Here is a 14,806-nt window from a genome sequence, read left to right on the forward strand (position 1 = left end):
GCATGCGTTTTCTTCGTTACTTTTCCATGGCTTTTATTTTATTGGCGTTAACGGGCTGCTCGGGCAACTTCAAAAACAGCTTAGACTCGGCGAAAGCGGCCATCAACTTAAACCAAGCTATCACTCCTGATTATATCTCGTCTTTGCCTTATGCTAGCACTCTGGTCACTGTCAACGATTCTCGACCTTTGCTTTTGATTCTGACCTTTGTCGACCACGACCCACTAACAAATACTTACCGACTTACCTGGTTAACCCAAGACGCAGGCAGTATCGTCACCGAAAATGGTCGTATCGTTCATACCACTGGCTTTACGAGTGATAATTTAGACACTCTGATGCCGATTACTTCATCAATGACGCCATCCTCTGCGACTTCTCCCAGTTCGACGGTTGCGACACCTTTCCCTAAACTTGCCAGTACCACCTCTTGGCAAGCCCGATACGATTGGTCACCTGGCTATCGCTATAATTTTACTGCCCAAGTGACCGCTCGCTCTCTTGGTATGGACACGGTCATCACCGATTTATGGCACCAAGAAGCAGAGCAAATCCAAGAAACCGTGGTATTTAACAATCTAGACGCGTCATTTAATAATCTTTTCTGGCTTACGCCTGCAACAGAAACGGCAGACCCTTTTGTGGTCAAAAGCATCCAATATTTAGGGCCCAATATGGACAAGGTGGAAATGCTGATGGTGAAGCCTTTTGTGCCGCCACGCTCAAATACCAGAGAAACAAAGACTAAGGATATTCAGTCATGATACTGCCGTTAAACATAAACCTGTTACGCACCATTTTATTAGGTGGTTTATTACTAATGGCGGCGTTACCCACTAGCCGAGCAGACGCTGAAACACCGAATATTTATACAACCAGAGTTACTTTATTACCAAGCCAGATAACCTTATCTTATTCACAAGACGTACGCTTTTCTCAAGTACTGAGCGATGCCTATGCTCAGTCTAATGGAGAGATATATGCGCTAGGCACTGGCTTGATTGATCCACATAAGCAAACCATTATCGATACGCAAAAGCGCGTGATTATGCGTCAGTTAAAACAGCTGAATACACCAGAAGCTACAAATATGGCTAAGCAGCTCGATTCGCTGCCTTTGGTTTATCATGAGCAGATTGCAACAGACCTCACGAAAGTTCGCATTTCATCTAAGTTCAACCCGCTCATTAAACAAGATTACTGGCTATCGTTGCCCAAGCGCCCTACTCATATCAAGGCGTTTGACCCAACCTTGGACCATAGCGTGACCATGGCGCTGCAAGAAAACGCTGACTTACGAGACTATCTAGCCAAGCTAAGCCAGATGACAAAACAAGATCGCTATGATTCGGCGTGGATTATTCAGGCAGATCGAGCAGTATATCAGGTTGACAACTTATCCTGGAAAAACACCTTATATTTTCTTAGCCCTGGTGCCATTGTGTTTGTTGGGCTGCAAAACCTCCCTGATGACTACCGCGATTTGAATGCCAATATCGCCCATCTGCTTGCTTTTCGTTTGGAGCTATAATGTCATTTAAATGTTTCCCTATGACACCCTTTCTTGCTGGCTGTGTTTTTTTGTTGAACGGCGATCTATACGCTAAAAGCCATGCTGAAGACGATGCCTATTTTGCTTTGCCGTTTCAAGGACCACAACTTACACCATCACAAACGGATCTGGGTGGTGTGGGTTTAATACAAATGCCGTCTGGTCGCATGGCAGAAGATGGAGCATTCAGTTTTGGTTACAACGATAACAGTGAATACAAATTTTACACTGTGTCTTTGCAGCTGATGCCTTGGTTAGAAACCACTATTCGCTACACTCAAGTAGAAGACCTATTATATAGCGACAGAAAAGACTTTAGTGGCAATACCAAACTGGCTGACAAAGGCATTGATGCCAAATTAAGGCTAATCAAAGAAGATTACTGGCTTCCTGAAGTGTCTGTTGGTTTTCGCGACCTTGGCGGAACGGGCTTGTTCGACGGGGAATTTATAGCGGCGACTAAGCGTTTTTCCACGGAAAACTACGGTCAGTTTGATGTCACACTCGGCTTAGGCTGGGGCTATTTTGGCGAACGTGGCAACATCAGTAACCCGCTGTGTACTGCAGCCGACCGCTTCTGTGAGCGTATTTCAGACTATGCTGACAACGGTGGCTCTATCGATTACAACCGCTGGTTTACTGGCAGCGCCTCCTTGTTTGGCGGTATCGAATATCAGACCCCTTATGAACCATTGCGCTTAAAACTGGAATACGACGGCAACGACTACAGTCAGGATTACCCGGTTACTCGTGGTGGTGTGGATATGACACCCAAAACACCATGGAACTTTGGGGCAATTTATGAGGTAACGGATGGTGTAGATGTGCGTTTGAGCTACGAACGCGGCACCACTGTAGCGCTTGGCTTTACGCTGTCCACCAACTTTAATACCATGAAAAGCCCATGGATAGACAACAATGCTCCTGCTTTGGGCAACAACCAAGCCGCTACGCTCAGTGGAGTTGACTGGCAAGTCCTCGACCAAGAACTGAATGATGTGGCAGGGTATAAAACCGACCGCGTATATCAACAAGGCAACACGGTGACTTTTGTCACTCAGCAAAGCAAATATCGTGATCGTGATGTGGCGATCGAACGCGCTGCGGCGGTGATCGCGAACCATGTGCCAACCAATGTGGGCGCTTACAAGATCATTGAAGAATCAAAAAATATTCCTGTCAAATCCACTGAGATTTCAGCCAGAGATTACCTCGATGTGGCGACGGTCGACTATTTTAATCCATCCATTAAAGACGCCATTATTGAGTTACCACCAGAAGACATTAATGACACGCCTTTATACGATAATTTTGAGCCTTTTAATTACGGCTTCGCACCACATTTAAGCCAATCTTTTGGTGGCCCAGAAAACTTTTATATGTACAGCTTAACTATGCAAGGTGGCGCGTCTTACTGGCTTAGCCGAAATTTAGAATTATCCAGTGCCGTGTCAGTTAACTTAGTAGATAACTACGACAAACTTAATTTCGCTGTCCCTGATGATGGCACATCTAATTACCGTGTTCGTACTCTAGTGCGGGCCTATGTAAGTGATAACGATGCCAGTTTGAATAACCTGCAACTAACTTGGTTTGATCGCTATGGTAAGAATTGGTATCAACAAATCTATGGCGGTTATTTAGAAACCATGTTTGCAGGTTTTGGGACAGAGGTCTTGTATCGTCAGCCTAACTCAAACTGGGCCATTGGTGCAGACATAAACGCCATTTCTCAGCGCGATCCAAACTCAGTGTTTGGTATTTTTTCTGAAGAAAGCACCTACGGTAACAATACCAAGGTACTTGCCAGAGGCACCACAGGGCATTTGTCTTTGTATTATCAACCCGAATGGTCATTCTTAGAAGACACCCTGTTTCGTTTGGATGTGGGCAAATTCTTAGCCGCAGATGTTGGCGCCCGTTTTGACTTTTCTAAGCAGTTTGACAGCGGCATGATTATCGGCGCGTACGCCAGCCGGACGAATATGTCTGCAGAGGAATTTGGTGAAGGCAGCTTTACCAAAGGCTTCTATTTGTCCATTCCGTTCGACACAGTATCACTAAAACCAACCACCAGCCGAGGCAACCTCAACTGGCAACCAATCACCCGCGACGGTGGACAAGTGTTGAATAAACGCAACAGCTTATTCAGTATTACCGACATGGTGTCACCTTGGTACCAACGCCCCAGTCAGAACGAATAATATTCGTTTCCTACAAGCCGCGACAAAACGTACCTTTGTAGGTCGCGGCTTTAGCCCGACAAACGTACCTTTGTAGGTCGCGGCTTTAGCCCGACAAGATCTAATTTGATGCCACATAACGTTTTGTCGGCATAAATGCACGACCTACATTTTTTGCTGTAGGTCGCGGCTTTAATATCAATAAGGAGACTTTATGTCATGGAATGACTTGAGAAAAGGAAGGTATTCAGAGCCCAATCGTGAATATTTAATTACTTTTAATACATTTAACCGAATCCCCTACTTCAATGATTTTTATACTGCTAGCTTATTTTGCGAGCAGATAGAGACAAACCAAAAACGCAATAATTGCAAATGGTTAACATGGGTTCTTATGCCCGACCATTTCCACGGTTTATTAGAGCTAAAAAGTAATAGCTCAACACTGCCTCGCATTGTTGGGGACTTGAAAGGAGCTAGTGCCTTTAAGATAAATAAATACCTAAAAAAGAATGGAAACTTATGGCAACCTTCTTTTCATGATCACGCTTTACGAGCTGAAGACGACCGCCTTCATATAGCGCGATACATTGTTGCGAATCCTTTACGAAAAAAATTAGTTAAAAGTATAAGAGATTACCCTTATTGGGATTCGGTCTATTTGTAGTGTTGTCGGCATAAATGCACGACCTACATTTTTTGCTGTAGGTCGCGGCTTTAGCCCGACAAGACCTAATTTGGTACCACATAACGTTTTGTCAGCATAAATGCACGACCTACATTTTTTGCTGTAGGTCGCGGCTTTAGCCCGACAAGATCTAATTGGATGCTACATAACTTTGTGTCGGCATAAATGCACGACCTACATTTTTTGCTGTAGGTCGCGGCTTTAGCCCGACTAGATCTAATTTGGTACCACATAACGTTTTGTCAGCATAAATGCACGACCTACATTTTTTGCTGTAGGTCGCGGCTTTAGCCCGACAAGACCTAATTTGATGCCACATAACGTTTTGTCGGCATAAATGCACGACCTACATTTTTCGCTGTAGGTCGCGGCTTTAGCCCGACAAGATCTAATTTGGTACCACATAACTTTGTATCAGCATAAATGCACGACCTACATTTTTCGCTGTAGGTCGCGGCTTTAGCCCGACAAGACCTAATTGGGTGCCACATAACGTTTTGTCGGCATAAATGCACGACCTACATTTTTTGCTGTAGGTCGCGGCTTTAGCCCGACAAGATCTAATTGGATGCTACATAACTTTGTGTCGGCATAAATGCACGACCTACATTTTTTGCTGTAGGTCGCGGCTTTAGCCCGACAAGATCTAATTTGATGCCACATAACGTTTTGTCGGCATAAATGCACGACCTACATTTTTCGCTGTAGGTCGCGGCTTTAGCCCGACAAGACCTAATTTGATGCCACATAACGTTTTGTCGGCATAAATGCACGACCTACATTTTTTGCTGTAGGTCGCGGCTTTAGCCCGACAAGATCTAATTGGATGCTACATAACTTTGTGTCGGCATAAATGCACGACCTACATTTTTTGCTGTAGGTCGCGGCTTTAGCCCGACAAGACCTAATTTGATGCCACATAACGTTTTGTCGGCATAAATGCACGACCTACATTTTTCGCTGTAGGTCGCGGCTTTAGCCCGACAAGATCTAATTGGATGCTACATAACTTTGTGTCGGCATAAATGCACGACCTACATTTTTTGCTGTAGGTCGCGGCTTTAGCCCGACAAGACCTAATTTGATGCCACATAACGTTTTGTCGGCATAAATGCACGACCTACATTTTTCGCTGTAGGTCGCGGCTTTAACCCGATAAGATCTAATTGGATGCCACATAACGTTTTGTCGGCATAAATGCACGACCTACATTTTTCGCTGTAGGTCGCGGCTTTAGCCCGACAAGATCTAATTTGGTACCACATAACTTTGTGTCGGCATAAATGCACGACCTACATTTTTTGCTGTAGGTCGCGGCTTTAGCCCGACAAGACCTAATTTGATGCCACATAACGTTTTGTCAGCATAAATGCACGACCTACATTTATCGACAAATTCAATAATCGTCTCAAGAAATTTCGTAATTGAAGCCATCGCTCAAAAAACCAATCATTCATAGGGACAAAAATAACAACAATCAGGAGTTCTGATATGAGTGAATTTTTTAAGAACGTGCCACATATAAAATACGAAGGTGCGAATTCCGGAAACCCTTTTGCTTTTAAACATTACGATGCCAACAAGGTTCTAATGGGCAAGACCATGGCTGAGCATTTAAGAATGGCTGTCTGTTATTGGCACAGTTTCTGTTGGCAAGGAAGCGATGTATTTGGGGCAAATACTTTTGACCGCCCTTGGTACAAGGCGACGTCCGAGATGGAAGCGGCAAAGATGAAAGCCGACGCGGCGTTTGAATTTTTTACAAAGCTGGGTATTTCTTATTACAGTTTTCACGATGTGGATGTCAGCCCAGAGGGCAGCTCACTAAAAGAGTACATTAATAACTTCGCACAAATGGTCGATGTGCTCCAAGCCAAACAAGAAGCCACTGGCATCAAGCTGTTATGGGGCACGGCGAATGCCTTTTCCAACCCAAGGTACATGTCTGGCGCGGCGTCCAATCCGAACCCTGAAATCTTTGCCTACGCAGCGACTCAGGTGTTTCATGCAATGAATGCAACCAAGGCACTAGGTGGTCAAAACTATGTTCTATGGGGCGGTCGCGAAGGCTATGAAACCTTGCTGAATACTGACTTAAAGCGCGAACGTGCGCAGCTTGGTCGCTTTATGCAAATGGTGGTTGAACACAAATACAAAATCGGTTTTGAAGGCACTTTGTTGATCGAGCCAAAACCTGCAGAACCAACCAAGCACCAATACGATTACGATACTGCGACGGTTTATGGCTTCTTAAAAGAGTTTGGTCTTGAGAAAGAAATTAAGGTCAATATAGAAGCTAACCACGCGACCTTGGCGGGTCATAGCTTCCATCATGAAATCGCCACGGCTTGTTCTTTGGGCATTCTTGGCTCTGTCGACGCCAACCAAGGCGACGCGCAACTCGGTTGGGACACAGACCAATTCCCCACCAGTGTCGAAGAATACACGTTGGTTACTTATGAAATCTTGAAAAACGGTGGATTCCAGAACGGCGGCTACATGTTCGACACCAAGTTACGTCGTCAGTCCATGGATCTAGAAGATTTGTTCCATGGCCATATTGGTGCGATGGATACTTTGGCGCTGTCTTTAGAACGGGCAGTAAAAATGATGGAAGACGAAAAACTAGCGACACTGGTTGAACAACGCTATGCGAAATGGAACGACTCTTTGGGAGCCGATATTTTGGCTGGTAACTATACTCTGCAGGACCTTGCGACGTATGCAGAGAAAAACAACTTAAACCCTAAACCGGTTTCCGGTCGCCAAGAAATGCTCGAAAACATGGTGAATGGCTACATTTTTAAATAAGCCGTTAGATAAACGTTAAACCGTTTAAAATAAAAAACACAGGCCAACGAAAGATGGCCTGTGTTTTTGTATGACTTGGTTGTACGAAAAAGTTAAGAAAAGATCACGCCTTTCTTCAATAGAAAACAGCCGTAACCTCGCCCTTCGCCAGTCACAACAAAAGCGTAGGCTTGTTTCGCTGTTTCGTAAAAAGCAAAACGTTCTAACGAGCCCATTTCCGCATTGTCGCTATTAGCCGCTTTTAGCACGGCAGCGAATTCTTGCTGCACTTCTGGCATCACGGATTCATCTTCACCGACCACTTGCATACGAGTCACTGGCTGATCAACAAAGGTATCCAATGGCAATACCGATAAAATCGCCTTAGCGGCCTGAATGACGTTCACACCATCTAAACGAATAACCGGTTTTCCAGCTGCCATCGAAGCCGCTGGAAAATTACGATCGACCAGCACGATGTCATCACCGTGACCCATGGTACGTAGCACGTTCAGTAATTCACCACTTAGCAAAGGATCTATATTTTTTAACATGTTTTTTCCCTAATCACCGATAGGCTGAAAGCAAATATTGATAGTCTATTTTTGCTGCACGATGGCGGCTTTATGCTGCAAACGGCTTTGTTTTTGGTCGATGATGACAGCAAGAATAATCACCACACCTTTAATCACCATTTGCCAAAATTCGCTCACGCCCATCATCACCAAACCATCGGCTAAAATACCAATTACGAAAGCGCCAATCAGCGTCCCCATAATGGTGCCGCGACCACCAGCCAATGAGGTTCCGCCTAATACCACAGCGGCAATGGCGTTCATTTCAAAAGAGACACCCGTTGCTGGATGACTAGCCACTAACTGTGAAGACACCACAATGCCCGCAATCGCTGCACAAAAACCAGAAATGGTGTAAACCCAAACTTTGACACTGCGCACTTTTACGCCAGACAATTCGGCAGAATGCTCGTTGTCACCAATGGCAAACACATGGCGACCAAACTGCGTTCTTTTAGCGATGTAGGCAATCACACCAGCAAGGATAAACATCATCCAAATCGCGTAAGGCAGACCCAATAATTTCGCAGAACCAATTAACTCAAACCCCGTATTGCCCAGCTGTTCATTTCCAGACAAGCCTGTAAAAGTTTCACCACCGGACAACAACATGGACGCGCCACGAACGATATACATGGTGCCCAAGGTGCAAATGAAAGGCGCGACGTTATAGCGCGTTATCAAGATGCCATTTACCGCACCGATTAAACCACCGATAACCAAAACGATAGGCACAATCAGCCAAACGCTAGGAAAAATAGCGATGCCAAACATTGGCAAGACGATTCCCTTAGTGATCAGCCAACCCGCGACCATGCCACAAAACCCGAGAATCGCGCCGATTGAGAGATCGATACCTGCAGTGATAATGACGAAGGTAATACCAAGAGCCAAAAAGGCGTTAATGGCAATATGCTTAACCATGATGACCACGCTACTCGCCGCCAAGAATCCCGGCACCATAAAGGTGAAGAAAGCGAGGATTAAAAACAACGCAATAAAGGTGCGCATTTTTAACGCCAGTAACAACAGACTTTCGCCAGAAAAAACAGACGATTGTTGAGATGCAATATTTTGAGAAGTTTTCATATTAAAGTCCTTGCGCGCTTGCTGACACAAGTGCAGATTCTGTGGCTTCAGAACGAAGTATATTGGCGGTGAGTTTGCCTCCGGACATCACCAGAATGCGATCAGAAACCGCCATTATTTCTTTCAGGTCGGAGGTCGAGAACAACACCCCGATACCCTGTTCAGAAAGCTTCACCATCATGTTAAATACGTCGCCTTTGGCACCGATATCAATACCGCGAGTTGGCTCATCCAATAACAATACTTTCGGACTGGTTAACAGGGTTCGACCAATCACCACTTTTTGTTGGTTACCTCCGCTCAATGCGCGTATTTCAATATCAGGCGAAGACACCTTGATAGATAAATCACCAATAGCGGACGTTACCGCTTCGGTTTCGGCTTTTTCATCAATGGAAAAACGATGCTTGAGTCGACGCCATAAGCTAGAAATCGTCATGTTATTGCTGACTGATGAAATGGGAAAAATACCGTTCTTTTTTCGATCTTCTGGTACCAAACAAATGCCCAATTTAATGCGTTCGCTGGTGTCCATTTTGGCAGATACTTTATGCCCCGCAATATCTACGTCGCCTGAGTATTCTTGCAGACCAAGTAGACATTCCATTAGCTCGGTTCGACCTGCGCCCATGAGTCCGTATACACCAACTATCTCGCCGGATTTCACATCCATCGACACATCGTCAACTAAGGTAAGACCCATTTCATTGATCAATTTGATGTTTTTTACGTCTAATACTGGCTCGCCAAACTTACGACCCGGTTTCAAGAAGTTAGAAACAGGGTCACTGCCCAACATCTCTCTGACAATCCACGGCACATCGATGTCTTTGACTTCCGCTTCAGACTGGAAGTTACCATCACGCAGAATCGTAATGTGATCGCCAATTGCCATTAACTCTTCTAAACGATGGGAAATATAGATAATAGAAACACCCTGAGCGGTTAAGTCTCGAATGACTTTAAACAGCAACTCAACCTCGGTTTTACTCAGCGCCGAAGTCGGCTCATCCAAAATCAGCACATCGGCTTCATCGGCCAAGGCTTTGGCGATTTCGATTAGTTGCTGTTGTCCAACTTTCAAGTTAGACAGTAATTCAGATGGCGCGATGTCTTGGTCAAGACGCGCCATGAGTTCAGCGGTGACTCTGTGTTGTTCCGCGGTATCTAGCGGCATCAGGCCATGCTGTTTTTCGCGACCCAAGAAGATATTTTCAGCCACCGTTAAGTTGCCAAACAGATTCAGCTCTTGATGAACCATGCCAATGCCTTTGGCGGCTGCGTCCCGTGTGTGCTGAAAAGACACAGCTTCATCGTTGAGATAAATGCTGCCTTTGCTCGGCTGCTGAACACCCGCCAGAATTTTCATCAAGGTGGATTTACCCGCGCCATTTTCACCTATGATGACGTTCACTTTGCCGCGATAAACTCGGTAATCCACTTCGTTTAACGCGATAGTGCCTGGGTAAATCATGGAGATTTTTTCGGTGCGAATGACGATATCTGCGTTAGCTTGGCTCATCATTTGCCTCCACGAGTAATCTGCATTGGTACAGCATCACTGATGGTATTTTGGTCTATGGTAATCGCTGCAATAACCGTGGCTTTTTCGCCTACCCAACTAGTGTCAGGCTCACCAACCGATGCCATAGCGCGATTATTAAACTCTCGTGAGATTTGAGCAAAACGAATCTGGTTTTTAAAATCGTCGAACAGAACGTATTTAGACGCGTCACGAATCGCATTGCCTTTGATGATGCGGCCAACTTGTAAATCAATATTGGTATCGCCCACTTTTAGCGTTATCACACCTCTCATTTTGCCTAAATTCACGCTTTCGATGGTGCCATTTAAACGCACAAAAAAGCTTTGCTTGGTATTAATTTGCTGCGCATCCAGCTGGGATTTAATGCTTTCCCATGGGGTAAATTCTTGTGTAGCTTCTGGAAAGACTTTTGGCTGCCAAAGCTGATCGGCCACTTCAGACAAGGTGAAGTCTGCAAAGCTAACCACGGCATTAGGATCTTTAGGAATAATAGGATTGCCGTCAGCGTCTAAGTCTGTAACGGTACAGGCTGTCAGCAAATTAAGGCACGCAAAGAGCCCGATACATTGAAAGAGTTTTTTATAAGACATAATGATACCCAAGGAGTCGAAGCCTTCAAAAATGAAAGCTTCGAGTCAGGTTGTTATTTTTTTAGAGCGAAGTTACTTAGATTTTTCGCATTAGAGCTATCAATCAATACGCAATCCATAAGTTGTTTTTCTGGCAATCCTGTTGAGCCAGTACGAATGTATAGATCAGCTTGTTCAGCAACGCGCTGAGCTTGAGCATAGGCTGGTTGCATAACGGTTGCTTTGATATTAGTGCCTTTTAGGATGGAATCACGCGCATAATCTAAACCGTCAAAACCAACGATGAAAACATCTTTACGGCCCGCTGCTTGAAGTGCCGCTTCTGCACCCAACGCCATCGAATCGTTACCAGTGAACACGCCTTTAATGTTTGGGTTCGCTTGTAAGATCGACTCCATACGACTAAACGCTTCGGTTTGGCTCCAGTTGGCAGACTGGCGAGCAACCATTTTAAACTCAGGGAAGTTATCAACGATATCGTGAAAACCTTCACTACGTACTTGCGCATTAGTGTCGGACTCTGGCCCTACTAGCTCAACGTATTCACCACCTTCACCCATTAATTCTACAAACTTCTCACCTGCAAGCTGAGCGCCTTGGAAGTTATTCGATACGATTTGCGTGACAGCGATACCGGTTTTATTGATTTCACGGTCATATAGAAAAGCTGGAATACCCGCTTTTTTCAAACGCTCTAGTGATCCGATACTGGCGTCTGCGTCTGCGTTATCCAAAATCACCGCTTTGGCTTGACGAGCAATCGCTGTTTCAATTAATTGGTTTTGTTTGTTTACATCACCGTCATGGGAAGCCACCAAGGTGTCATAACCTAATTCTTTCGCTTTCGCATCCGCGCCTTCGGCACCGGCTTTAAAAAATGGATTGTCGTGGGATGGAGTAATAATGGCGATCAAACCATTACTAGCTAAAACACTGCTGCTGGCCAAGGTCAGTAATGTTGCAGCAAAGCAAGATTTCAAGAAGGCTTTCTTTTTCATTGTATGTCTCCGGTATGCTTATTTTTATTAAAATAGTCGAATAGCAAACGATTGCGTAATCGTTTGCTATTTTTATATTAAGCGCACGGAGCTTGTCAATAAATTCTTGACCGATAAGAAAAAATCTATATTTATCAAACGGTTATGACAATGAAATCATGAAATGCTGGTGTAATTTAACAACAAATAATCAAGCAACTGAATTATAAGGTTTTTCTATGTAAAACGACTTATTAAAAGTCCTATTTTCAACCTTAAAACGCGTTTTTAGTCTCATTTCAAAGTGAGGCACCAAAAAGCTGAAAGTAAAATACACAGAAAACAACAAGAAGTTGGAACTATTTTGTAGAAACAGCAGCCACCGACGAACGAACCACCAGATTTGGCTCCAGCATGATCATCTTGCCCTCTTGGCGTGGATTCTCAATTCGCTCTATCATGGTGCTGATCGCCAACTCGGCTAATCGCTCTTTAGGCTGATTAATAGTGGTTAAAGGTGGGCTAAAGTAAGCAGAGTACATACAATTATCATAACCAATGACAGACAATTGCTGCGGGATTTTAATACCTGACAACTGCGCTTCACTCATGGCGCCCATCGCCATGGCATCATTACCGATAAACACGGCACTTGGCAAACTCGAACAAGACAACAATTGGCGCATCCCTAATTTACCGCCTTCAAATTCGAAGTCGGATTCAATTACCCAATCGTCTTGGATAGCTAAATCGGCTTGCTCCATAGCTTCCATAAAGCCGTCAAAACGCTGCTTTGCAGGTAACTTTTCTAGTGGACCGCCAATATAAGCAATACGCTTATGGCCTTGTTCAATTAGATGCCGAATCGCCAAATGTGCGCCTTTTACCGAGTTGTCTTGAATGCGATCGACATAATCATCAGATGGGCCCCAATCCATGACGACCATGGGCAAATTACGCTGGCCGATCAAAGAACTAAATAACGAGTCGTCATAGGCGGAACACATAACTAAAATGCCATCGACACGTTTTTGCGTCAGCATTCGTAAGTAAGAGTTGGTTTTTTCAAGCTCGCCATCGGTATTACACAGCACAAGGTTGTAACCTTCTCGGTAACAACATTTTTCTACTTCGTTGACCAATTCGGCGAAAAAGGGGTTTAAGGTGGTGGTGACTAGCATGCCAAGACTTTTGGTATTTTTAACCTTTAAGCTACGTGCTACCGCACTGGGAGCATAATTAAGCTCTTCCGCTGCTTGCAGCACACGCTCTTGCGTCGTTTTGGCGACAAAACGCGTTTTGTTCAAAACATGAGATACGGTGGTTGTTGATACTCCAGCCCGTAACGCAACGTCTTTTATTGTCGCAGACAAACTTACACTCCCCTTTGCATGAATTGTGTTAACTGAATTTCATCGCAGCCAATTTATGAAAATAAAGGCCGATAGATCAATCGCTTATGACTTGCCTTTACCTACAAAAGAACGACTTAGAATCCAATACTATTTCAGGAAGTATACTTAACGACATCGTTAAAATGCATCAAGAGTTTTTTATAATCTTTCGTTTACGTGTCTTTTCTTGCTAAAAAATCGCTTAAGACTCTTTATCAAGCCGTGACGACACACGATACTCTCCAGGCGTCATGCCCAAGTTTTTACGCGATACCGTGTACATGTATTGCACGGATGGATAACCGCAGGTTCGGGCAATTTCATCAAATGGCAGGTTGGTCGAAGTGATCAATTCACAGGCGCGGTAAAACTTGGTCATATGCAGTTGTTCGTGCATTGAGCAGCCGATTTCGTCGATAAAGCGGGTTTCCAAGTTGGTTCTTGATATACCAATGTAATCCACCACTTGCGCGACTTTCACCCCTCGACACGCATTATGACGAATAAAATGCATAGCTTGAATGACATAAGGGTCGTGCAAGGCTCGGTAATCAGATGACTGTCTCTCTTCAACGCCAATAGGATCGACCACCACTAGCGAGTTTTCTGCAGAATAGCCTTGTAACATACGGTGCAGCATTTTTGCCGCTTCGTAGCCCATTTGTTTACTCCCCTGTTCCACTGAAGACAGAGCCGTACGATTCAAGTTTCTCGCCATGCTTTCATTATCAATGCCTACAATGGCCACTTGCTCTGGCACCAAGATATTCAAATGGTCGCAAACCTGGAGTAAATGGCGCGCTCGGGAATCTGTGACAGCAATAATGCCAATCGGTTTAGGGAGGTTTGTTAGCCAGTTTTCTAATTCGCGCTGTGCGGTTTCCCAAACCTCTGCCGAGGTGCAGAAGCCTTGATGCACATGTGGTTCAAATCCATCAGAGCGCACTTGCTCAACAAAGGCATGCTCGCGCTCACTGGCCCATCTACTGTAAATTGTGCTTGGCACACCATAAAAGGCAAACGCTGGCAGGCCTTTTCGCTTCAAGTGTTGGTACGCACAGTGAACCAAGGCGGCATTGTCTGTGGCCACATAAGGCAGCCGTGGATAATCTTCTTTATGATGATAAGAGCCACCAACCGCTACGGTGGGAATATTGGTGTCTTTAAGAATCTCCTCCACTTCGGGGTTGTCGAAATCGGCAATAATGCCGTCCCCTTGCCAGTGTTTTAGGGCATCTAGCCGACTGCGAAAATCGTCTTCAAAATATACATCCCAATCACATTGAGCTGCATGTAAGTATTCACCAATACCTTCTATAACTTGTCGGTCATACACTTTATTGGCATTAAACACCAAGTTGAGTCGATAGCGTTTTTCAAACATACAAAAGCATCTCTAATTTTTATTATTAGCTTGATCAT

The 14,806-nt window shown here is 44.6% G+C and carries 12 protein-coding genes; 5 read left to right on the plus strand and 7 right to left on the minus strand.

Annotated features, from left to right (window positions below; translation table 11 throughout):
• The first annotated feature begins 2 nt into the window (after window positions 1–2).
• The 5 genes from C1X04_RS15880 (at window position 3) to xylA (ending at window position 7,234) form a co-directional block, all read left to right on the plus strand.
• Window positions 3–764 (plus strand): YjbF family lipoprotein, encoded by a 762-nt coding sequence (locus C1X04_RS15880; protein ID WP_137170471.1) that lies wholly within the window; start codon window positions 3–5, stop codon window positions 762–764.
• Window positions 761–1,531: a capsule biosynthesis GfcC family protein gene (locus C1X04_RS15885; protein ID WP_137170472.1), complete on the plus strand. Its 771-nt coding sequence runs from the start codon at window positions 761–763 to the stop codon at window positions 1,529–1,531. The genes C1X04_RS15880 and C1X04_RS15885 overlap by 4 nt, the downstream gene beginning before the upstream one ends.
• The gene (locus C1X04_RS15890; protein WP_245927063.1) at window positions 1,531–3,756 is read left to right on the plus strand and encodes a YjbH domain-containing protein; all 2,226 of its coding nucleotides are present in this window, start codon (window positions 1,531–1,533) and stop codon (window positions 3,754–3,756) included. The genes C1X04_RS15885 and C1X04_RS15890 overlap by 1 nt, the downstream gene beginning before the upstream one ends.
• 193 nt (window positions 3,757–3,949) lie before the next feature.
• Complete coding sequence (locus tag C1X04_RS15895) at window positions 3,950–4,402, plus strand: transposase (RefSeq protein ID WP_110576629.1); 453 nt, start codon at window positions 3,950–3,952, stop codon at window positions 4,400–4,402.
• 1,512 nt (window positions 4,403–5,914) lie between these two features.
• Entirely contained in the window at window positions 5,915–7,234 is a 1,320-nt protein-coding gene (gene xylA / locus C1X04_RS15900) for a xylose isomerase (RefSeq protein WP_137170473.1), read from the plus strand.
• A gap of 92 nt (window positions 7,235–7,326) precedes the next feature.
• On the opposite strand, the gene C1X04_RS15905 is transcribed toward xylA, so the two are convergent.
• The 7 genes from C1X04_RS15905 to C1X04_RS15935 all read right to left on the minus strand — a co-directional run bounded on the left by C1X04_RS15905 (window position 7,327) and on the right by C1X04_RS15935 (window position 14,768).
• Window positions 7,327–7,767, minus strand: coding sequence for an RbsD/FucU family protein (locus C1X04_RS15905; protein WP_110576631.1), 441 nt, complete (start codon window positions 7,765–7,767; stop codon window positions 7,327–7,329).
• Between the two features lie 45 nt (window positions 7,768–7,812).
• Window positions 7,813–8,877 carry an ABC transporter permease gene (locus tag C1X04_RS15910; RefSeq protein ID WP_110576632.1) on the minus strand — a complete coding sequence of 355 codons (1,065 nt, stop codon included), beginning with the start codon at window positions 8,875–8,877 and terminating at the stop codon, window positions 7,813–7,815.
• Between the two features lies 1 nt (window position 8,878).
• Window positions 8,879–10,399, minus strand: a complete 1,521-nt coding sequence (locus tag C1X04_RS15915) for a sugar ABC transporter ATP-binding protein (RefSeq protein ID WP_137170787.1) — start codon at window positions 10,397–10,399, stop codon at window positions 8,879–8,881.
• Window positions 10,399–11,013, minus strand: coding sequence for a DUF2291 family protein (locus C1X04_RS15920; protein WP_137170474.1), 615 nt, complete (start codon window positions 11,011–11,013; stop codon window positions 10,399–10,401). The genes C1X04_RS15915 and C1X04_RS15920 overlap by 1 nt, the downstream gene beginning before the upstream one ends.
• Before the next feature lie 53 nt (window positions 11,014–11,066).
• Complete coding sequence (locus C1X04_RS15925) at window positions 11,067–12,011, minus strand: D-ribose ABC transporter substrate-binding protein (protein ID WP_137170475.1); 945 nt, start codon at window positions 12,009–12,011, stop codon at window positions 11,067–11,069.
• 338 nt (window positions 12,012–12,349) lie between these two features.
• Complete coding sequence (locus C1X04_RS15930) at window positions 12,350–13,363, minus strand: substrate-binding domain-containing protein (RefSeq protein ID WP_110576636.1); 1,014 nt, start codon at window positions 13,361–13,363, stop codon at window positions 12,350–12,352.
• A gap of 223 nt (window positions 13,364–13,586) precedes the next feature.
• On the minus strand, window positions 13,587–14,768 hold the full coding sequence (locus C1X04_RS15935; protein ID WP_137170476.1) for a DNA-binding transcriptional regulator: 1,182 nt from the start codon (window positions 14,766–14,768) through the stop codon (window positions 13,587–13,589).
• Between the last annotated feature and the right edge of the window lie 38 nt (window positions 14,769–14,806).

The organism is Marinomonas sp. FW-1 (genome assembly GCF_005222245.1).
GTDB classification, from domain to species: domain Bacteria; phylum Pseudomonadota; class Gammaproteobacteria; order Pseudomonadales; family Marinomonadaceae; genus Marinomonas; species Marinomonas alcarazii.